The sequence below is a fragment of the Streptomyces sp. NPDC001880 genome (genome assembly GCF_053594575.1).
The window spans coordinates 1-21020 of sequence record NZ_JBSFET010000026.1 but is presented as its reverse complement, the minus strand read 5'-3'; the positions used below and the strand labels follow the sequence as shown (position 1 = coordinate 21020).

18 protein-coding genes are annotated in these 21020 nt (G+C 70.2%); 13 read left to right on the top strand and 5 right to left on the bottom strand.

The annotated features are described in order from the left end of the window. Nucleotides 1-38 precede the first annotated feature (38 nt). A complete protein-coding gene (locus ACWCQ6_RS17085) occupies nucleotides 39-2009 on the top strand; it encodes an ATP-dependent DNA helicase (protein WP_451089923.1) in 1971 nt (656 codons plus the stop codon). An 82-nt stretch (nucleotides 2010-2091) separates the two neighbouring features. Here the strand turns inward: ACWCQ6_RS17085 and lexA are convergent, their stop codons facing one another. After that, nucleotides 2092-2886 carry a transcriptional repressor LexA gene (gene lexA, locus ACWCQ6_RS17080; RefSeq protein ID WP_451089921.1) on the bottom strand — a complete coding sequence of 265 codons (795 nt, stop codon included), beginning with the start codon at nucleotides 2884-2886 and terminating at the stop codon, nucleotides 2092-2094. A 523-nt stretch (nucleotides 2887-3409) separates the two neighbouring features. On the opposite strand from lexA, the gene nrdR reads away from it, so the two are divergent. From nrdR to ACWCQ6_RS17055, 5 genes are all read left to right on the top strand, one after another. Continuing rightward, the gene (gene nrdR / locus ACWCQ6_RS17075; RefSeq protein ID WP_451089919.1) at nucleotides 3410-3922 is read left to right on the top strand and encodes a transcriptional regulator NrdR; all 513 of its coding nucleotides are present in this window, start codon (nucleotides 3410-3412) and stop codon (nucleotides 3920-3922) included. A 160-nt stretch (nucleotides 3923-4082) separates the two neighbouring features. Then, nucleotides 4083-6971: a vitamin B12-dependent ribonucleotide reductase gene (locus ACWCQ6_RS17070; protein WP_451089917.1), complete on the top strand. Its 2889-nt coding sequence runs from the start codon at nucleotides 4083-4085 to the stop codon at nucleotides 6969-6971. 165 nt (nucleotides 6972-7136) lie between these two features. Further along, complete coding sequence (locus tag ACWCQ6_RS17065; protein ID WP_451089915.1) at nucleotides 7137-7586, top strand: helix-turn-helix transcriptional regulator; 450 nt, start codon at nucleotides 7137-7139, stop codon at nucleotides 7584-7586. A gap of 5 nt (nucleotides 7587-7591) precedes the next feature. Further along, the gene (locus ACWCQ6_RS17060) at nucleotides 7592-8002 is read left to right on the top strand and encodes a VOC family protein (protein WP_451089913.1); all 411 of its coding nucleotides are present in this window, start codon (nucleotides 7592-7594) and stop codon (nucleotides 8000-8002) included. Nucleotides 8003-8135: 133 nt separating this feature from the next. Then, entirely contained in the window at nucleotides 8136-10532 is a 2397-nt protein-coding gene (locus ACWCQ6_RS17055; RefSeq protein WP_451089911.1) for an ATP-binding cassette domain-containing protein, read from the top strand. A gap of 94 nt (nucleotides 10533-10626) precedes the next feature. Here ACWCQ6_RS17055 and ACWCQ6_RS17050 read toward each other — a convergent pair whose 3' ends face one another. Together ACWCQ6_RS17050 and ACWCQ6_RS17045 are read right to left on the bottom strand one after the other, a co-directional pair. Then, a complete protein-coding gene (locus ACWCQ6_RS17050; RefSeq protein ID WP_451089909.1) occupies nucleotides 10627-11163 on the bottom strand; it encodes a TerD family protein in 537 nt (178 codons plus the stop codon). A gap of 145 nt (nucleotides 11164-11308) precedes the next feature. Beyond that, nucleotides 11309-12265 (bottom strand): DUF1152 domain-containing protein, encoded by a 957-nt coding sequence (locus ACWCQ6_RS17045; RefSeq protein WP_451089907.1) that lies wholly within the window; start codon nucleotides 12263-12265, stop codon nucleotides 11309-11311. A gap of 89 nt (nucleotides 12266-12354) precedes the next feature. On the opposite strand from ACWCQ6_RS17045, the gene ACWCQ6_RS17040 reads away from it, so the two are divergent. Next, entirely contained in the window at nucleotides 12355-12960 is a 606-nt protein-coding gene (locus ACWCQ6_RS17040; protein WP_451089905.1) for a YdbC family protein, read from the top strand. Nucleotides 12961-13019: 59 nt separating this feature from the next. On the opposite strand, the gene ACWCQ6_RS17035 is transcribed toward ACWCQ6_RS17040, so the two are convergent. Next, complete coding sequence (locus ACWCQ6_RS17035; protein WP_451089903.1) at nucleotides 13020-13715, bottom strand: TetR-like C-terminal domain-containing protein; 696 nt, start codon at nucleotides 13713-13715, stop codon at nucleotides 13020-13022. Here ACWCQ6_RS17035 and ACWCQ6_RS17030 point away from each other — a divergent pair. From ACWCQ6_RS17030 to ACWCQ6_RS17010, 5 genes are all read left to right on the top strand, one after another. Continuing rightward, a complete protein-coding gene (locus ACWCQ6_RS17030) occupies nucleotides 13709-14368 on the top strand; it encodes a histidine phosphatase family protein (protein ID WP_451089901.1) in 660 nt (219 codons plus the stop codon). The genes ACWCQ6_RS17035 and ACWCQ6_RS17030 overlap by 7 nt on opposite strands. Nucleotides 14369-14380: 12 nt before the next feature. Then, nucleotides 14381-15283: an ADP-ribosylglycohydrolase family protein gene (locus ACWCQ6_RS17025; protein WP_451089899.1), complete on the top strand. Its 903-nt coding sequence runs from the start codon at nucleotides 14381-14383 to the stop codon at nucleotides 15281-15283. Between the two features lie 217 nt (nucleotides 15284-15500). Further along, a complete protein-coding gene (locus tag ACWCQ6_RS17020) occupies nucleotides 15501-17234 on the top strand; it encodes a DUF4153 domain-containing protein (RefSeq protein ID WP_451089897.1) in 1734 nt (577 codons plus the stop codon). A gap of 111 nt (nucleotides 17235-17345) precedes the next feature. After that, nucleotides 17346-18056 carry a ribonuclease HII gene (locus tag ACWCQ6_RS17015; RefSeq protein ID WP_451089895.1) on the top strand — a complete coding sequence of 237 codons (711 nt, stop codon included), beginning with the start codon at nucleotides 17346-17348 and terminating at the stop codon, nucleotides 18054-18056. A 60-nt stretch (nucleotides 18057-18116) separates the two neighbouring features. Next, the gene (locus ACWCQ6_RS17010; protein WP_451089893.1) at nucleotides 18117-18731 is read left to right on the top strand and encodes a hypothetical protein; all 615 of its coding nucleotides are present in this window, start codon (nucleotides 18117-18119) and stop codon (nucleotides 18729-18731) included. Between the two features lie 75 nt (nucleotides 18732-18806). Here the strand turns inward: ACWCQ6_RS17010 and ACWCQ6_RS17005 are convergent, their stop codons facing one another. Next, nucleotides 18807-19436: a hypothetical protein gene (locus ACWCQ6_RS17005; RefSeq protein ID WP_451089891.1), complete on the bottom strand. Its 630-nt coding sequence runs from the start codon at nucleotides 19434-19436 to the stop codon at nucleotides 18807-18809. A 362-nt stretch (nucleotides 19437-19798) separates the two neighbouring features. Between ACWCQ6_RS17005 and ACWCQ6_RS17000 the strand changes: the two genes are divergently transcribed. Continuing rightward, a partial coding sequence (locus ACWCQ6_RS17000; protein WP_451089889.1) for a RecQ family ATP-dependent DNA helicase occupies nucleotides 19799-21020 on the top strand: 1222 nt, incomplete at its 3' end.

Genomic DNA, 21020 nt, shown 5'->3' with positions numbered 1-21020 from the left:
CCGCTGTTGTCAGTGCGGCACCGTACGCTGGTCGCGCTATGACGAAGCCATCCCTCCCCGAGCTCCTGCACGCCGCCGTGACCGCCGTCGGCGGTACGGAACGACCAGGCCAGGCCGCCATGGCCGGGGCCGTTGCCGAGGCCGTCGACGACAATTCCCATCTGCTCGTCCAGGCCGGCACCGGCACCGGCAAGTCGCTCGGCTACCTGGTGCCCGCGCTGGCCCACGGGGAGCGGGTGGTGGTGGCCACGGCGACGCTGGCGCTCCAGCGCCAGCTCGTGGAGCGCGACCTGCCGCGCACGGTCGACGCCCTGCATCCGCTGCTGCGGCGGCGCCCTCAGTTCGCCATGCTCAAGGGCCGGTCGAACTACCTCTGTCTGCACCGGCTCCACGAAGGGGTGCCGCAGGAAGAGGAGGAGGGGCTCTTCGACCAGTTCGAGGCCGCAGCCCCGTCGAGCAAGCTCGGCCAGGATCTGCTCCGGCTCCGTGACTGGTCCGACGAGACCGAGTCCGGCGATCGTGACGACCTCACTCCCGGGGTCTCCGACCGGGCCTGGGCCCAGGTCTCGGTCTCCTCCCGCGAATGCCTGGGTGCAAGCAAGTGCGCGTACGGCGCGGAGTGCTTCGCCGAGATGGCCCGTGAGCGGGCCAAGCTCGCCGATGTCGTCGTCACCAACCACGCCCTCCTCGCCATCGACGCCATCGAGGGCGCCCCGGTGCTCCCGCAGCACGAGGTGCTGATCGTCGACGAGGCCCATGAGCTGGTCTCCAGGGTCACCGGAGTGGCCACCGGCGAGCTCACCCCCGGCCAGGTCAACCGCGCGGTGCGCCGCGCCGCGAAGCTGGTCGACGAGAAGGTCGCCGACGCGCTGCAGACCGCGTCGGAAGGGTTCGAGCGGGTCATGGAGCTGGCGCTTCCCGGCCGTCTGGAAGAGGTCCCCGAGGACCTCGGCTACGCACTGCTGGCGCTGCGCGACGCCGCGCGCACCGTGATCTCGGCCCTGGGCGCCACGCGCGACAAGTCCGTCCAGGACGAGGACGCCGTCCGCAAGCAGGCCCTGGCATCGGTGGAGACGATCCACGGCGTCGCCGAGCGGATCACCCAGGGCTCGGAGTACGACGTCGTCTGGTACGAGCGCCATGACCGCTTCGGCGCCTCCCTGCGGGTCGCACCGCTCTCCGTCTCGGGGCTGCTGCGCGAGAAGCTGTTCACCGAGCGCTCCGTCGTCCTGACCTCGGCCACGCTCAAGCTCGGCGGGGATTTCAACGGGGTGGGGGCCTCGCTCGGCCTGGCTCCCGAAGGCACCGGGGGCGACGACATGCCGCAGTGGAAGGGGCTCGATGTCGGCTCGCCGTTCGACTACCCCAAGCAGGGCATCCTGTACGTCGCCAGGCATCTGGCCACACCGGGGCGGGACAGCTCCCGCACCGACATGCTGGACGAGCTCGCCGAGCTGGTGGAGGCGGCGGGCGGGCGCACCCTCGGGCTCTTCTCCTCCATGCGCGCGGCCCAGGCCGCCGCCGAGGAGCTGCGCGGCCGGCTGGACAAGCCGATCCTGCTGCAGGGCGAGGAGACGCTGGGCGAGCTGATCAAGAATTTCGCCGCCGACCCCGAGACCTGTCTCTTCGGCACGCTGTCGCTCTGGCAGGGCGTCGATGTGCCGGGGGCCAGCTGCCAGCTGGTGGTCATGGACCGGATCCCGTTCCCACGTCCCGACGATCCGCTGATGAGCGCGCGCCAGAAGGCGGTCGAGGAGGCGGGCGGCAATGGCTTCATGGCCGTCGCGGCGACGCACGCCGCGCTGCTGATGGCCCAGGGCGCCGGCCGACTCGTCCGGGCCACGGGCGACAAGGGCGTGGTCGCCGTGCTCGACCCGCGCCTGGCCAACGCCCGGTACGGCAGCTATCTGCGCGCCTCGCTGCCCGACTTCTGGCACACCACCGACCGCAATCAGGCGCGCCGCTCACTCGCGGCGATCGATGCGGCGGCCAAGGCGGACGGCAAGTAGTCGGCCCCGGGAGGTCGGCTGCATGGCAGGACCCCGGGATCGGCGCAGTGGATCCCGGGGCCCTGGTCGGAAGCAGCGGGCTTCACACCCGCCGCAGTACCGCCACCACCTTGCCGAGGATCGTCGCCTCGTCGCCCGGGATCGGCTGGTACGCGGAGTTGTGCGGGAGCAGCCAGACATGGCCGTCCTCCCGCTTGAAGCGCTTGACGGTGGCCTCGCCGTCCAGCATGGCCGCCACGATGTCGCCGTTCTCCGCGACGGGCTGGCGGCGTACGGTGACCCAGTCGCCGTCGCAGATGGCCGCCTCGATCATCGAGTCACCCACGACCTTCAGCACGAACAGCTCGCCGTCACCGACGAGCTGGCGGGGGAGGGGGAAGACATCCTCGACGGACTCCTCGGCGAGGATCGGGCCACCGGCGGCGATCCGGCCCACCAGCGGCACGTACGACGCCGCGGGCTTGCCGGTCGTATCGGTGGGCTGCGAGCTGGGCTGGTCCGAACCGCGGACCTCGTACGCCCGCGGGCGGTGGGGGTCGCGACGCAGGAAGCCCTTCCGCTCCAGGGCCATCAGCTGGTGGGCGACGGAGGACGTGCTGGACAGGCCCACCGCCTGACCGATCTCCCGCATCGAGGGCGGGTAACCGCGCCGCTGCACGGAATCCCGGATCACCTCGATCACTCGCCGCTGCCGGTCCGTGAGCCCCGAGCTGTCCGCCCGGATTCCAGGAGGCCGGCCGGGCAACGAGCGCGCTGGGCGCGCGGGCTCTGGCCCCTCCATGTTCGTGACTGCGTCATTCATGGCATGCACCGGCTCGAATCGGCTCTGGGAGCGGTCCTGGGCAGTGATGGTGGCACTGTCTGCGGTGGTGGTCACGTCGGCCCCTCTCGAATGGTCTCCCTAGCTGGACAACGGTAGTAGCTTTCGAAAGGTTGCGCCAAACACACGTTCGAGTGAAAAACGAATAAAAGTCTGCCGTGTGTTCTCTGCCGGGTGTATGTGCGATGACCGAGTGACTGGCAATCCAGCCGCGGACCGACCCTCAATTCGCGCTTTTACGGTAGCGGTCGACGGGGTCGCGCCGTCCTGCGGGGTGGCCGCCGGGCCATTGTCCGGGTCCGACAAGGAGAGCCCCGCGATCCTGGCGGCCCTGCGGTTCCCGTAACCTCTTGGGCGGTCGTACGCTGCCTGCCGGTCGCTCGTACTGCGCGACACGCGGTAGGGCCGAATGCGCGACCAAACCCAAGATCTAGTGGTTGGATTGCTCCAGCCGCCCAGAAGTTGTGGTCCCCGGTCCGCCGAGGGGTGTGGCCATCGCCTATGCTTGTGACAGCTTCGCAGGGCCCCGACGGGCCCTGGAGAGGCTATTGAGTCGTGCTGTGAAGGAGGGTTGGGAGCCATGCACTGCCCCTTCTGCAGGCACCCCGACAGCCGGGTCGTCGACAGTCGCACCACCGACGACGGCACGTCGATCCGTCGCCGCCGCCAGTGCCCCGACTGCTCCCGCCGTTTCACGACGGTGGAGACCTGTTCGCTGATGGTGGTGAAGCGCAGCGGTGTGACCGAACCCTTCAGTCGCACCAAGGTCATCTCCGGCGTGCGCAAGGCGTGTCAGGGCCGACCGGTCACCGAGGACGCCCTCGCCAAGCTCGGCCAGCGGGTCGAGGAGGCGGTGCGTGCCACCGGCAGCGCCGAGCTGACCACTCATGACGTGGGCCTGGCCATTCTCGGCCCCCTGCAGGAACTCGACCTCGTCGCGTACCTGCGCTTCGCGTCCGTGTACCGGGCGTTCGACACACTCGAAGACTTCGAGGCCGCCATCGCGGAACTCCGTGAGCGGTGGCCTTCGGCGGAGGAACGCGGGAAGGGCGAGATCGTTGAGGTCCCCGTTCCCGCCGTCGCCGCCGACTGATCGGCGCCGGCCGGTCGGCACGGTTCCGTGGATCGGCGGCAGGGCGGCTGCATAGACCTGCTCCGGGCGCTCCGCGTGGCGTCCGAGGCATCAGAGACAGACTGTGCCCCGGGAAGTTCTGGGCACTTCAGGGCGTTTTTGCCCACATATGGGAGGCGGCATGACAGAGACGGCGAGCGGCCCGGCACGAGGTTCCCGAGCCAAGGGAGCCAAGTCGAGCAAGGGTCTGCGTATCGAGCGCATCCACACCACCCCCGGCGTACATCCGTACGACGAGGTGGCGTGGGAGCGCCGTGACGTCGTCATGACCAACTGGCGCGACGGCTCGATCAACTTCGAGCAGCGTGGCGTCGAGTTCCCCGACTTCTGGTCGGTGAACGCGGTCAACATCGTCACCAGCAAGTACTTCCGCGGGGCCGTCGGCACCCCGCAGCGCGAGACCGGTCTGCGCCAGCTCATCGACCGGATCGTGAAGACGTACCGCAAGGCCGGTGAGGACAACGGCTACTTCGCCTCTCCCGCGGACGCCGAGATCTTCGAGCACGAGCTGGCCTACGCCCTCCTGCACCAGATCTTCAGCTTCAACTCGCCGGTCTGGTTCAACGTCGGAACGCCCCAGCCGCAGCAGGTCTCCGCCTGTTTCATCCTGGCCGTCGACGACTCCATGGAGTCGATCCTCGACTGGTACAAGGAAGAGGGCATGATCTTCAAGGGCGGCTCCGGCGCCGGCCTGAACCTCTCCCGTATCCGTTCCTCCAAGGAGCTGCTGTCCTCCGGGGGCAACGCCTCCGGCCCGGTCTCCTTCATGCGCGGTGCCGACGCCTCCGCCGGGACGATCAAGTCCGGTGGCGCCACCCGGCGTGCGGCCAAGATGGTCATCCTCGATGTCGATCACCCCGACATCGAGAACTTCATCGAGACCAAGGTGAAGGAGGAGGAGAAGATCCGCGCCCTGCGTGACGCGGGCTTCGACATGGACCTGGGCGGCGACGACATCACGTCCGTCCAGTACCAGAACGCCAACAACTCGGTCCGGGTGAACGACGAGTTCATGAAGGCCGTCGAGTCCGGCGGCAAGTTCGGACTGCGCGCCCGCATGACCGGCGACGTCATCGAAGAGGTCGAGGCCAAGGCCCTCTTCCGCAAGATGGCCGAGGCTGCCTGGGCGTGCGCCGACCCGGGCATCCAGTACGACGACACCATCAACGCCTGGCACACCTGCCCGGAGTCCGGCCGGATCAACGGCTCGAACCCGTGCTCCGAGTACATGCACCTGGACAACACCTCGTGCAACCTCGCCTCGCTGAACCTGATGAAGTTCCTCAAGGACGACGGCAAGGGCAACCAGTCCTTCGAGTCCGAGCGCTTCGCCAAGGTCGTCGAGCTGGTCATCACCGCGATGGACATCTCCATCTGCTTCGCCGACTTCCCGACCCAGAAGATCGGCGAGAACACTCGCGCCTTCCGCCAGCTCGGCATCGGCTACGCCAACCTCGGCGCCCTGCTGATGGCGACCGGTCACGCCTACGACAGCGACGGCGGCCGTGCCCTCGCCGGTGCCATCACCTCGCTGATGACCGGTACCTCGTACAAGCGCTCCGCCGAGCTCGCCGCGGTCGTCGGCCCGTACGACGGCTACGCCCGCAACGCCGAGCCGCACCAGCGCGTCATGAAGCAGCACGCCGACGCCAACGCCGCGGCCGTCCACATGGACGACCTGGACAGCCCGATCTGGGCCGCCGCGACGGAGGCCTGGCAGGACGTCGTCCGCCTCGGCGCGAAGAACGGTTTCCGCAACGCGCAGGCCTCGGTCATCGCGCCCACCGGCACCATCGGTCTCGCGATGTCCTGCGACACGACCGGTCTTGAGCCCGACCTCGCCCTGGTCAAGTTCAAGAAGCTGGTCGGCGGCGGCTCGATGCAGATCGTCAATGGCACCGTCCCGCAGGCCCTGCGCCGCCTGGGCTACCACGAGGAGCAGATCGAGGCGATCGTCGCCCACATCGCCGAGCACGGCAATGTGATCGACGCCCCCGGCCTGAAGACCGAGCACTACGAGGTCTTCGACTGCGCGATGGGCGAGCGTTCCATCTCCGCGATGGGCCACGTGCGCATGATGGCCGCGATCCAGCCGTGGATCTCCGGCGCGCTCTCCAAGACGGTGAACCTGCCGGAGACGGCCACCGTCGAGGACGTCGAAGAGGTCTACTTCGAGGCGTGGAAGATGGGCGTCAAGGCGCTCGCGATCTACCGCGACAACTGCAAGGTCGGCCAGCCGCTCTCCGCGAAGACCAAGGAGAAGGAGGCGGTCACCGCCAAGGCCGAGGAGACCATTCGTACCGCGGTCGAGAAGGTCGTCGAGTACCGCCCGGTCCGCAAGCGCCTGCCCAAGGGCCGTCCCGGGATCACCACCTCCTTCACGGTCGGCGGCGCCGAGGGCTACATGACCGCCAACTCCTACCCGGACGACGGTCTCGGCGAGGTCTTCCTGAAGATGTCCAAGCAGGGCTCCACCCTCGCAGGCATGATGGACGCCTTCTCCATCGCTGTCTCGGTCGGTCTGCAGTACGGCGTTCCGCTGGAGACGTACGTCTCGAAGTTCACCAACATGCGCTTCGAGCCGGCCGGCATGACGGACGACCCGGACGTGCGGATGGCGCAGTCGATCGTCGACTACATCTTCCGCCGCCTCGCGCTGGACTTCCTGCCCTTCGAGACCCGCTCGGCACTCGGCATCCACTCGGCCGAGGAGCGTCAGCGCCACCTCGACACGGGTTCCTACGAGCCCTCCATCGAGGACGAGGAGCTGGACATCGAGAGCCTGGCCCAGTCCGCCCCGGTGCGGACGGAGCCGCTGAAGGCGGTGGCCGCGGTGCAGGAGGTGGAGAAGCCCGCCCCGAAGACCGCGCACACCTCGGCGGAGCTCGTCGAGATGCAGCTGGGCATCAGCGCGGACGCGCCGCTCTGCTTCTCCTGCGGTACGAAGATGCAGCGCGCCGGATCCTGCTACATCTGCGAGGGCTGTGGCTCGACCAGCGGTTGCAGCTGACCGGCCGACCAGCCGCCCGACGGCACGGGGCGCGTCGTCACGTGATGTGTCCGGGTAGCTGAACCGCAGCTCAGGAAGGGCGTCGACTTCCCGTCGGCGCCCTTCGTGGTGGTGCGGTCCCCGGTCGGCGCGCGGTGGTCCCCGCGGTGTGGCACCATCTCGCAGATGACCAGCAGACCCGATGAGGCGCAGCGCCTGCGCGACCTTGCGCGCCTGCGCCGCGTCCGTGACCGGATCGACCGGGAGTTCGCGCAACCGCTGGATGTCGAGGCGCTCGCCAGTGGCGTGCACATGTCGGCGGGGCACCTGAGCCGCGCGTTCCGGCAGGCGTACGGCGAGTCGCCCTACGGATACCTGATGACGCGGCGCATCGAGCGGGCGATGGCGCTGCTGCGGCGCGGCGATCTCAGCGTCACCGAGGTCTGTTTCACGGTCGGTTGCTCGTCGCTGGGCACCTTCAGCACGCGCTTCACGGAGCTGGTGGGCACGCCGCCCAGCGTCTACCGGCGCGAGGCCGCGCGTGCGACGGCGGGGATGCCGTCCTGCGTGGCGAAACAGGTCACCAGACCGATCAGGAATCGAGAAGCGCGGTCTCCCGGCCGCGATCTAGCGTGACGTCCATGGACATCACGATTCACTCCAGCTTCCTTCCGCACGAGGACCCGGAGGCCTCCGTGGCCTTCTACCGCGACATCCTGGGCTTCGAGATCCGCAAGGACGTCGGGTTCGGCGGGATGCGCTGGATCACGGTCGGCCCCGCCGGTCAGCCCGGCACGTCCGTCGTGCTGCATCCGCCGGCCGCGGATCCGGGTGTCACGGAGGAGGAGCGGCGCACCATCACCGAGATGATGGCCAAGGGCACCTACGCCTTCATCACCCTGGCCACCGCCGACCTCGACGGCACCTTCGACCGGCTCCGGGCCGGCGGCGCCGAGGTCGTCCAGAAGCCGACCGAGCAGCCGTACGGGATTCGCGACTGCGCCTTCCGCGATCCCGCCGGCAACCTCATCCGCATCAACGAGGTGCGCTGAACCGTCCGGCGATCGCGGTCGTGAGCCGCATGGACGAAGCAGAACCGGACGTACCGCTCGAAGCCCAGGACGCGGAGCCAGGCGACGCAGACGGAGACCGCGAGGGCGGCTCCGCCCGACAGATGGAGAAACGATGAGCATGGCCAAGAGGGCGGACACGCAGTCGCCTGCGCCGCACGCCGCCGACAGCCACGATCTGATCCGCGTGCACGGCGCGCGTGTGAACAACCTCAAGGACGTCAGCATCGAGATCCCGAAGCGCCGTCTGACGGTGTTCACCGGTGTCTCCGGCTCGGGCAAGAGCTCACTGGTGTTCGGTACCGTGGCCGCCGAGTCGCAGCGACTGATCAACGAGACGTACAGCGCCTTCGTGCAGGGCTTCATGCCGACCCTCGCGCGGCCCGAGGTCGACGTGCTCGACGGACTGACGACCGTGATCACCGTCGACCAGCAGCGCCTCGGCGCCGACCCCCGCTCCACGGTCGGCACCGCGACCGACGCCAACGCGATGCTGCGCATCCTCTTCAGCCGGCTCGGCAAGCCGTACATCGGCTCGCCCCAGGCGTTCTCCTTCAACGTCGCCTCGGTCCGGGCCAGCGGCGCGTTCAAGGTCGACCGCGGCGCCGACCGGACCAAGACCGTCAAGCGGACCTTCACCCGTACCGGCGGCATGTGCACCCGCTGCGAAGGCCGCGGCACGGTCTCCGACATCGACCTCACCCAGCTCTACGACGACTCCAAGTCGATCGCCGAGGGCGCGTTCACCATCCCCGGCTGGAAGTCGGACAGCTTCTGGACCGTGCGGGTCTACGCCGAGTCCGGCCTCCTCGACCCGGACAAGCCGATCCGCAGGTTCACCAAGAAGGAGATGCAGGACTTCCTCTACCGGGAGCCGACCAAGGTGAAGGTCGAGGGCGTCAATCTCACCTACGAGGGACTGATCCCCAAGATCCAGAAGTCCTTCCTGTCCAAGGACAAGGAGGCGTTGCAGCCGCACATCCGGGAATTCGTGGAGCGGGCGGTCACCTTCACCGCCTGCCCCGAGTGCGACGGCAGCCGGCTCAGCGAGGAAGCCCGCTCGTCGAAGATCGAGAAGCTGAGCATCGCCGATGCGTGCGCGATGCAGATCAACGACCTGGCCAAGTGGGTGCGCAGCCTCGACGACCCGTCGGTGGCACCGCTGCTCGCCGCGCTCCAGCGGACCCTCGACTCGTTCGTGGAGATCGGCCTCGGCTATCTTTCGCTCGACCGGCCGTCGGGCACGCTGTCGGGCGGCGAGGCGCAGCGCGTCAAGATGATCCGCCACCTCGGCTCCTCGCTCACCGATGTCACCTACGTCTTCGACGAGCCCACCATCGGTCTGCACCCCCATGACATCCAGCGGATGAACAACCTGCTGCTGCGGCTGCGGGACAAGGGAAACACCGTGCTCGTCGTGGAGCACAAGCCGCAGACGATCGCCATCGCCGACCATGTCGTCGACCTCGGCCCCGGCGCGGGCACGGCGGGCGGCACCGTCTGCTTCGAGGGCACCGTCGAGGGACTGCGGGCCGGCGACACCATCACCGGCCGCCATCTCGACGACCGGGCGGTCGTCAAGGAGACGGTGCGCGAGCCCACCGGGGTGCTGGAGATCCGAGGCGCGACGGCACACAACCTCCGCCACGTCGACGTCGACATCCCGCTCGGCGTGCTGACCGTCGTCACCGGCGTCGCGGGCTCCGGCAAGAGCTCGCTCGTGCACGGGTCGATCCCGGCGGGCGCGGACGTGGTCCCGGTCGACCAGGGGGCCATTCGCGGTTCGCGGCGGAGCAACCCGGCGACGTACACCGGACTGCTCGACCCGATCCGCAAGGCGTTCGCGAAGGCCAACGGCGTGAAGCCGGCGCTGTTCAGCTCCAACTCCGAGGGCGCATGCCCGACCTGCAACGGCGCCGGGGTCGTCTACACCGACCTGGCGATGATGGCGGGCGTCGCCACCACCTGCGAGGAGTGCGAGGGCAAGCGGTTCGAGGCTTCGGTGCTCGACTACCACCTCGGCGGCCGCGACATCAGCGAGGTGCTCGCGATGTCGGTGACCGAGGCCGAGAAGTTCTTCGGCGCCGGCGAGGCGCGCACCCCGGCTGCGCACAGGATCCTGGAGCGGCTCGCCGATGTCGGGCTCGGCTACCTCGGCCTCGGCCAGCCGCTCACCACGCTGTCCGGCGGCGAGCGGCAGCGGCTGAAGCTGGCGACCCACATGGCCGAGAAGGGCGGGGTGTACGTCCTCGACGAGCCGACCACCGGCCTCCACCTCGCCGATGTCGAGCAACTGCTCGGCCTGCTCGACCGGCTCGTCGACTCCGGCAAGTCGGTCGTCGTCGTCGAGCACCACCAGGCGGTCATGGCGCACGCCGACTGGATCATCGACCTGGGGCCCGGCGCCGGTCACGACGGCGGCCGGATCGTTTTCGAGGGCACCCCCGCCGACCTCGTCACCGCCCGCTCCACCCTCACCGGCGAGCATCTCGCGCAGTACGTCGGGGCCTGACCGTAGAGCCTCGCGCGGGCGTACGACACGACCGCGCGAGGCCCCTGGGACCGCGCTCCCGCCCTGCTCGTACGGGACCGCACGCAGCGACGTGTCAGGCGCCGGGCGTACGGCTTCCCATCGTCGCGGCGAACACTTCGGGGTCGCCGTCGAAGCCCTGGACCGTACCGTGGAACTCCCAGGCCCCGGAGGCGCTCCGGACGAACTCGGCCACGATTGCCGCGGTGGCCGCGCCGACCGCGGAGAAGTCGCCCTCCGCCAGGTTCGTATAGCCCTCCCGGACCTGGACACCGGTGTTCGCTATCTCGGCGAATGTCCTGCGGCCGTCACGCTGCTGAATGGCGACCCCGACGACGACCCGGCCGTACGCGGCCGACAACCGCTCCAGTTCCAGCGTCATCACCTCGTCGAAGCCGAAACCCTGGCCGGTCCTGCTGTCGCGGTTGAGGGTGATGGTGCCGTCCGGCGAGCGGCTGTCGAAGTGCACCAGGTACGCGGGGCTGCCGTACGGTGCTTCGGCGAGGTAGGTCGCCGCGACGATGTCGAGGTCGTGGGCCGGTGCCCCCGAAGGGCTGGGGTCCCATTTGAGTCTGACCTCGACCTTGTCGATGTCCTTGTTGGGCGTGCTCATCGGAGGTGCCTCCCTGGCTTTCCGCTTGGCCGTCGGGCCGTTCAGGTCACCCGATCATGTCCGTAACCGGCCGCGGATCCAACCGGCTTGCTTGCCGGCGATGGAATCGGGCCATCGACGGTCGTGCCGGCGTGGCCGCTCCGGGTCAGTGCGGTATGCGGCGCGGTGGTCGCTGCCGGACCTCGTCCCGGAAGATCTCGATGGCGCTGCTGACCTGACGGATGAGCCAGGTGTCCTCGATGCGGTCGAGATAGAGGCAGTTGCGGGCCACTCCGTCCAGCTCGAAGGCGAAGCAGAGCGTCATCAGCGGGTTGATGAACAGCTCGCTGTCGCGGGTGCGCGAGGTGAACTGCACGTCCCCGAAAGCTCCTTGGACGGCGGCGGCGATCGACCCGTTCACGATGCTGGGGTGGTCGGGCGTGTGGTGATGGGCGTGCGCCACGGCATCGACGAAGAGTGCGCCTTCACGGCTCGTACGGGACACGGAGAACGCGCCGAGACAGGCACCGTCGCGTTCGAGCGCGGCGATGTTCTCCAGTACGAGGCCGTGGCTCACCCCGTGGTACGCGTCGATGCCGAAGCCGATGGAGACGACGAGGCGTTCCGGTAGGTCGAGCGCGGCGAGCGCGGCGACGCTGGTCAGGTCCTCCTCCGGTGTGCCGAGGCCGGATTCGTCGCCGCGCATCAGGATGTCCGTACCGCCGTCGACCAGGACGACCGCGTCGATGTCGTACTTCTCGATCAACTCCCGGTAGGCGGCACGCAGCGGTTGCACACCCACCCGGGAGAAGGCGTGGACCGTGCTCGGGTAGCCGTGCAGGCCGAGCCACTGGGCGAGTGTCCGTTCCGGGAAGTACGCCTGGTGGAGGGCCGTTTCGGGGGTGATGACGGCGACGTCCGGCGCGAGCCAGGATTCGGGGGGCAGCCCTTCGAGAGCGCTGAACGAAAGATTGGCGAGCTGTACGTGCTTGCCCTGGTGGAACAGGGAGAGCGCGATGGGCAGTCCGGAGTAGATGTCGAAGCCGCCGCCGGCCCCTGCGACGAGGACACGTTCCGCGGATTCGAGCCGGGCGAACAGGGGGTTGGTGTGCAACGGGGTCATGGAGATCATTCTGCGTTCCACGGCAGTCACTTCGGGACTGCCCCGTCCGGGCGTGACCCGTGCCATGCCCGGCACCGTACGATGGCGCGGTGCTGGTCAAGTGGATTCGTTGCACCGTGGTGGACCGTCGGGGTTTTGAACGGGGGCAGCGGAAGTGGGCGGGGCTGCTCGGCGAGCCCGGATTCAGGGGACAGGGCGGCGGATGGAGCCGGGGGCGTCCGGATGTGGCGCACATCTTCGCCTTCTGGGAGAGCCGCGTCTTCTACGACTCGTTCATGGCGCGCGCGCACGACAGTCTGGCCGCCGCGCAGTTCGGCACGTACAGCGGCATCCAGGTCAAGCTCTTCGAGCACCGCTTCGATGTGAAGACCGGCTTCGAGCCGCGCTTCACCGACGCGGATGTGGTCCGGGTGGCGCACAGCAAGGTGCGCGAGGACCGGGTGGAACACTTCGCGTTGATGCAGGAGAGGGTGTGGAATCCCGCGATGGCCGGCTCGCCCGGCATGCTGCGCGGGGTGTTCGGGGAGGCGCCGGGGCAGGAGTTCCTCGTGCTGTCGATGTGGCAGTCGAGCGCCGAGCGCGGCAAGTACCGGGCGGGGAGCATCGAGCGGCTGTCGCAACGGGCGCAGACCGAGGAGGACGTGGCGGAGCTGGCGGGGGACGTCGTGCAGCTGGAGCCGTCGTGGACGGTGTGACCGGCCCGGCCGGAGCGGTACGGCCGGGACGATGAGCCGGGGGCGCTCCGGGCGGCCCATCAGGCGGATTCGGCAGGGGAGTTGAAGACACCGGCGTGGGCTGCCGCCACGGCCGCGGCGGCGGACCGGTCGGCCAACGCCCCGTCCACGGACTCGCGGGTGATGAACAGTCCGAGGAACAGTGGTGCGACCACGGCCCTGACCGGCGCTCCCGCGTCCGTGCGCCGGTCCAGCTCGTGCCGGGAGACGGCGCGCGCCACGATGCCCTCGCAGCGGGCGAACCGCTCCGTGCAGAAGGCGTTCAGCGCCTTCGCGGCACGCTCGGACCGGAAGGCCGCGGTGATGACCGCGGTCGGTGCGGCCGCTGCGACGGGATCCTCGAAGGAGGCGGCCGTCGTCCGCGCCGGAGCGCGCAGGTCTCCTTCCGGGCTTCCGGTGTCGGGCGGGGCCCAGCTGCCCTCCCCGGCCAGGTCCAGGGCGTCTGCGACGAGCCCTTCGAGGTTTCCCCAGCGGCGGTGGAGGGTCGTCTTGTGGACGCCGGAGTGCTCCGCGACGTACTCGACGGTGAAGCCCGGGTAGCCGTGCTCCACCAGGCCGGTGAAGCACTGGCCCACTGGCCGGGCGCACTGGTCGTGGTCTCGCACGACCGCCTGCTGCGCCGCCGCTTCACCGGCGACATCCGTCGGATGGAGTCCGGGCGACTGCTCGAATGAGCCGCCGCCGTTCGCGAAGCCCTTAGGGTCGGTACATGGCACGACCGCAGCGCATTGTCCTGGTCAGGCACGGGGAGTCCGAGGGAAACGCCGACGACACGGTGTACGAGCGCGTGCCGGACCATGCGCTGAGGCTCACCGCGACGGGGCTGAGGCAGGCCAGGGAGGCGGGCGTACGGCTGCGCGAGCTGTTCGACGGCGAGCGGGTCAGCGTGTACATCTCGCCCTACCGCCGCACCCACGAGAGCTTCAGGTCCCTCGGCCTGGACCTTGAGCGGGTGCGGGTACGGGAGGAGCCGCGCCTGCGCGAGCAGGACTGGGGGAACTGGCAGGACCGCGACGACGTGCGGCTGCAGAAGGCCTACCGGGACGCGTACGGCCACTTCTTCTACCGTTTCGCGCAGGGGGAGTCCGGAGCCGATGTGTACGACAGGGTCGGAGCCTTTCTGGAGAGCCTGCACCGGAGCTTCGAGGACCCCGACCACCCGCCGAACGTTCTGCTGGTCACGCACGGACTGACCATGCGTTTGTTCTGCATGCGCTGGTTCCACTGGTCGGTCGCCGAGTTCGAGTCACTGTCCAATCCGGGCAACGGAGAGACCCGGACGCTGATACTCGGGGAGGACGGGCGCTACACCCTTGACCGGCCGTTCGAGCGCTGGCGTACCCCTGAGCCGTACGGCATCACCGGATAGAGTGGAGGGGCGATGACGACCGCTGACTCTGCCTCCGGGCAACGTTTCGAACGTGCCCTCGCCAGCCTGCGCGGGCTCTCCGTGGGAGACGCACTGGGCTCCCAGTTCTTTGTGCCTGTCAACTATCCGCTGCTGAAACAACGCGAACTTCCACCGGGCCCCTGGCAGTGGACGGACGACACCGAGATGGCGTGTTCGGTGCTGGCCGTGCTGGTGGAGCACGAGCGGATCGATCAGGACGCGCTCGCCCATTCCTTCGCTGGCCACCACGACTTCGACCGGGGATACGGCCCCGCCGTGAACCGGCTGCTCAGGCTGGTCCGGGAAGGCGGTGACTGGCGGGAGCTGGCGTCCGCGCTCTTCAACGGCCAGGGGTCCTGGGGCAACGGCTCGGCGATGCGCATCGCCCCGCTCGGCGCCTGGTACGCGGACGACCCGGAGCAGGCCACGCACCAGGCCGAGATCTCCTCGTACACCACGCACCAGCATCGCGAGGCGGTCGTGGGCGCGATGGCTGTCGCGGCAGCTGCCGCACTCGCGGCGGCGCCGGCCGGGCCGCCCACCCCGGCGGATCTGCTCGACGGCGTCATCGCGCTCGTACCGCGCAGCGCGGTCGGTGCCGGCCTGCGACGGGCACGCGACATGCTCGACTACGGCGACGCCGGGACGGTCGCGGCGGTCCTCGGCAACGGCCGGCGCACCAGCGCACACGACACCGTTCCGTTCGCCCTCTGGTCGGCTGCGCGGAGCCTCGGCGATTTCGAGCAGGCCTTCTGGGTGACCGCCCAGGCCGGCGGGGACGTCGACACGACCTGCGCGATCGTCGGCGGGGTCGTCGCGGCGAGTCCTGCGGGCGCGCCGCCGGCCGACTGGACGGCGCAGACGGAGGAGCTCCCGGGCTGGCTCCCGCGGTAGGGCGGCACCAGGGAACGCCTGCCGGCGGCCGCCCGACTGTCACGGTACTGCCACAGCTCCCTTGCGCACGGCCCGGACCAGCGAGCGCGGGCTACTCTTTCGGCCACGCCGCCGTCGATGATCATCCAGACGGGCGTGCACCGAAATTGAGACGCCGGGGTGCCCCAGCCGCTGTCCTGCGGCCGGTGTGCGCGGACCTCGGTGGGGGAGGGGTCCCATGTCCGATCACACGTCAGAAACACCCCGGCCGGCCGGCGCTCCCGAGCCGTCCGGGCCGTCGGGGCCGGCCGGAACGCCCGAGCAGCCCGCACTGTCGAAGGCCCCGCCGCCGGAGCCCGGGGACACCGTTCCCGAGCCACCGAGAGTGCCGGGATACGCGCAACAGGGCGGGCACCAGCGGCCGGCCGACCCCTGGCGGCAGAGCAGCCCCCAGCCCTCCGCACTGTCGACGCTGCGCCCCGCCGCGCCGGCCGCCGTTCCTGGTGCGACGCTCTGCTGCGCCATCGTCACGGCGATACTGAGCGGCCTGTTGCTGGGCGACGGTCTCGGCCTGAACGCGCTGATTGTCGCGGTCCCCGCGACGCTCGGGGCCTTCTTCGCCGCGCGTACCGCCGGTCGCCGCCTCCGCCCGTGGACGGCCTTCTGGGCGGTCGGAGGACTGGCGCTCCTCGCTGTCCCGGCCCTTCGGGACGCCGGATGGCCCGTCTTCCTGGCCATCGTGTCGGCGATCGCACTGGGCTCGCTCGCCCTGCACGGCAGCCGCAGCTGGCTCGGGGTGTTCCTGGGTTCGCTGGGCCTGTTCAGTGCCATGGCCGACGGTCTCGCCTGGGGCGGGCGCGGCGTGCGCGCGCGGATGTCGGGGTCCCGTGGCCGGCTGGGGGGCGTTCTCCGCAGCTCCGCGGTGGCGGTCGTCCTGCTGATCGTGTTCGGGGCGCTGTTCGCGAGCGCCGATGCCGCCTTCGCCGACGTGCTCGGCAGCCTGATGCCCGATGTGTCGGTCAGCGGCAGCCCGTGGCGGCTCCTCCTCTTCCTGACCGGCCTGGTCGGCGCGCTCGCCGCCGCGTACGCCGCGGCCGCTCCGGTGCGCTGGGACGGCATCACCGTTCGCAGGGGAAAGCCCCGCGGGCGACTGGAGTGGGCCCTTCCGCTCGTCGTGCTGAACCTGTTGTTCGCCGTCTTCATCGCCGTCCAGCTCACCGTGCTGCTCGGTGGGTACGACAAGGTGATGGCCGAGACCGATCTCAGCTACTCCGCATACGCCCGGCAGGGTTTCTGGCAGCTGCTCTGGGCCACACTCCTCACGCTGCTGGTGATCGCGCTCGCCCTGCGCTGGGCCCCTCGCGGGCGGGGGAGCGACCGCACCCTCGTCCGGACCGTGCTCGGCGTGCTCTGCCTGCTCACCCTGACCGTCGTTGCCTCCGCACTGAGGCGGATGGACTTCTACGTCGACGCGTACGGTCTGACGCGGCTGCGGATATCCGTGACCGCGGTGGAACTCTGGCTGGGCGTGGTCCTCGTCCTGATCATGGCCGCCGGGGTGTTCGGTGCCCGTCTGCTGCCACGTGCCGTGGCCGCGAGCGCCGCCGTCGGCGTCCTCGCGTTCGGACTGGCCTCGCCCGACGGGCTGATCGCGGAGCAGAACGTTCAGCGGTACCGCGACGACCACTCGATCGACATCGACTACCTCCGGAGCCTCTCGGCCGATGCCGTACCGGCCCTGGACACGCTGCCCGAGCCCCTGCGCTCCTGCGCCCTCAGGGACATCGAACGGTCGCTGCGATCCGACGACGCCCCCTGGTACGCCACCAGCTGGGGCGAGGCGCGGGCCCGGGACATTCTGCGGAAACGGAGTTCAAAGGGCGCGACGGAGTCCTGCGCCCAGTCGTCGCGTACGGGTGTCGGAGACAGCGATCGCGACGGTGACGAGAGCGATCCGTACGACCCGTACTGACCGGTCCTGGCCGCGCGCGTGCAGACGGTGGGGGCATGAACGGGTCCGGGACGGCCGACGGGCGCCCCGGGGTGTTGCGGGCGCCCCCATCGGCGTACGCTGACAGGCGCCATGCCGTACGAACCACCCACGCACACCGTCGAGCGCTCACTGCGCGCTACCACTGGTGCCAAGACCGTCGCCGGTGTCGACGAGGTCGGACGCGGAGCGTGGGCGGGACCGGTCACCGTGTGCGCGGCCGTCACCGGCCTCCGCAGACCTCCCGCCGGACTCACCGACTCCAAGCTGATCAGCCCCAAACGCCGCGCGGAACTCGCGCCGTTGCTGGAGCGCTGGGTCACCGCGTTCGGTCTCGGCGACGCCTCCGCGCAGGAGATCGACGAGCTGGGGATGACGGCCGCGCTGCGCCTCGCCGCCGTACGCGCCCTCGATGCCCTGCCGGTCCGGCCGGACGCGGTGATTCTCGACGGCAAGCACGACTACCTGGGACAGCCCTGGCAGGTCCGCACGGTGATCAAGGGCGATCAGTCCTGCATCGCGGTCGCGGCCGCCTCGGTGATCGCGAAGGTCCACCGGGACACGGCGATGGCCGAACTGGGCGCGGATTCCGGGGAGTACGCCGATTTCGCCTTCGGGGCCAACGCCGGGTACCCGTCGCCCGTACACAGGGCCGCGCTGGAGGAATGGGGGCCGACACCCCACCACCGGCTTTCGTGGTCCTATCTCGACGCGCTGCCCAAGTGGCAGCACCTCAAGAAGGTCCGCATCTCCGCCGAGGCGGCTGCACTGGAAAGCGGGGGCCAGCTCGGCTTCGACTTCTGATCGCGCGCAAGTACCCACCCGCCGACGCCCCGAGCGCCGGCGTTTGATAGACAACCACCCATGCCTCTCATCCCCGAGGAGCCTCAGATTCACGAGAGCGCCCAGGGTCCCCGCGTCACTCCGGCCGCAGGCCGCACCGCGCCGACCCCCCGTCCTGTACCCGGTCCGCGTTCAGCGGCCACGCCGCGTCCCGGTCGCCCCGGGCCCGGCCCCGCGAGGCCCGCGCCACCGGCGCAGCGCCCGCACCCCGCCTCCGACCGCCCCCGGACGGACCGGCCGGAGAAGCGTTCCGCACCGCAGATCCAGCTGATCCCCGCCTCGGCGGTCGGCGCGCTCGACGCCGCCGACGAAGCCGTGGACCTGCTGCTCGACTCCGGCCGCGCACCGGGCGACATCCTGGTGTTCACCACCGGCGAGCAGCACCCGTGGGCCGCGCACGAACTCTCCTTCGGAGAGGCCGCCTACTGGGCGCAGCACGAGGCCGGCGACGATGTCTTCTTCGCCGGTGCCGCAGCCGCGGACCGGGTGAAGGCCCGTCCGGTGGTGGTCGTCGCCGTCAACGGCGGTGACGCCGTCGCCGGCGCGCTGACCGGGGCGCGGGAACGCGCCGGAGCACTGCTGATCGTGTGCGGGGACCCGCAGCGGATCAACGCAGTGCTCGGTGCCGGCGTCTGATCCGCAGGGCACGCAACACCTTGGTGGCCCGGCTGTCCGACAGGGCGGCCGGGGCCGCGGTCAGCGGCCCACGGGTCAGCGGGCGGCGGTACGCCGCAGCGGCTGCGCCGCGCCACCGCCGGAGCGGGGCGGCGCGGGATCCGGGCCGAGCGAGGTGTCGGCGAGGGCGGACGGCCGCGACGTGGAGCTGGGTCGACGGCCGCCCCGGCCCTCGCCGAGCACCTGCCAACCGCCCCGGGTCAGCGTGATGTACGCGCCGCACCGCAGGCCGTGCAGTGTGCAGGCGTCCCGCAGGCCCCACATCCACGCCCCGTCCTCCTCCGTCCAACGCTCGTCGCCCTCACGGCAGTAGAGAAGTACCGCGGTACGGACCGGCGTACGGCGGCGGAGATCGTGCGGGATGACCCGGCGCAGATGTATCAGCAGTGCGTTGCGGAACTCCCAGCCGTCCGCGGCCGTGGAGCGGCGGGCGAACGAGGCGCTGGCGGTGAGGCGTTCCTCATGGTCGAGCACGGCGACCACAGCGGTCGACGGGGTCGGCCGGTGCCGGGCGTGCAGGCCGCTGACGACCTCGCGGGGGCTGCGCAGCAACGGTATGCCGGCTTCGGCCCACTCGGCCGGTTCGAGCATCCTGGCGAGACGGTTGGCCGAGTCGGCGGACGCCGATGCCGAAGTGGCGGCGGACGGAGCGAATCCGAAGGTCACGGTCCTCCCTTCGCATACGCGCCCATGGTGCGGGCAGGGTCGAGTGAGGGCGCACCGGGGCACAGTTCTTCCGGGCCGCGAAAGGGACTGTGCGGGGAGCGAGTCCAATTCTTGCTGGCGCATCGGCGGGCGGCAACGAGCAATTGATGCAGCTGACGGGAATCAGCCGGAATGACTCTGATATCCCTGCCCACGCCCTGCCCGGACGATGCATCCTGTCCCGCCTGAACGGCGAGGACCAGCGGAAACACCCAGGCCGGCCCCTTCAGCCCCGCAGCCACCGTCCGGCGCCCGGTCGATGCGCGGGTGTGCCGTGGGGGGTGGATTCGCCGATTGTCAGTGCCATCGGGTTGCATGGAGGCATGGACAACCTGGAGCTCCGCGCCGAAGCCGATGCCATCCTCGCCGAGCTCGTCGGCGATCCGGGAGGTTCGGCGCGGCTCCGGGAGGACCAGTGGCAGGCGGTGGCGGCCCTGGTGGAGGAGCGTCGGCGTGCGCTGGTGGTGCAGCGCACGGGCTGGGGCAAGTCGGCGGTGTACTTCGTCGCCACCGCTCTGCTGCGCCGGCGTGGCTCGGGGCCCACGGTGATCGTCTCGCCGCTGCTCGCGCTGATGCGCAACCAGGTCGAGTCGGCGGCGCGGGCCGGTATCCGGGCGCGCACCATCAACTCGGCCAACCCTGAGGAGTGGGAGACCATCTACGAGGAGGTCGAGCGTGGGGACACCGATGTCCTGCTCGTGAGTCCGGAGCGCCTCAACTCCGTGGATTTCCGCGATCAGGTGCTGCCCAAGCTCGCTGCCACCACGGGTCTGCTGGTGGTGGACGAGGCGCACTGCATCTCCGACTGGGGGCATGACTTCCGGCCCGACTACCGCCGGTTGCGGGCGATGCTCGCCGAGCTCGCTCCCGGCGTGCCGGTGCTGGCCACCACAGCGACGGCGAACGCACGGGTCACCGCGGACGTTGCCGATCAACTGGGCACCGGTGCCGGCGAGGCCCTGGTGCTGCGTGGTCCGCTGGAGCGGGAAAGCCTGCGGCTGGGCGTCGTCCGGCTGCCGGACGCCCCGCACCGGCTGGCCTGGCTCGCCGAGCACCTGGACGAGCTGCCGGGCTCCGGGATCATCTACGCCCTCACCGTCGCCGCGGCGGAGGAGGCCACCGCTTTCTTGAGGCAGCGCGGCTTTCGCGTCGCCTCGTACACCGGAAGGACGGAGAACGCCGACCGGCTGCAGGCCGAGGTCGACCTGCAGGAGAACCGGGTCAAGGCACTGGTCGCGACCTCGGCCCTCGGCATGGGTTTCGACAAGCCGGACCTGGGCTTCGTGGTCCACCTCGGCTCGCCGTCCTCGCCGATCGCCTACTACCAGCAGGTGGGGCGCGCGGGGCGCGGAGTGGCCCACGCCGATGTGCTGCTGCTGCCGGGCAAGGAGGACGAGGCCATCTGGCGCTACTTCGCCGATACCGCCTTCCCGCCCGAGGCACAGGTCCGACAGACCCTCGCTGCCCTCGCGAGCGCGGGACGGCCGCTGTCCGTGCCGGCTCTGGAGGCAGCGGTGGACCTTCGGCGCACGCGTCTGGAGTCGA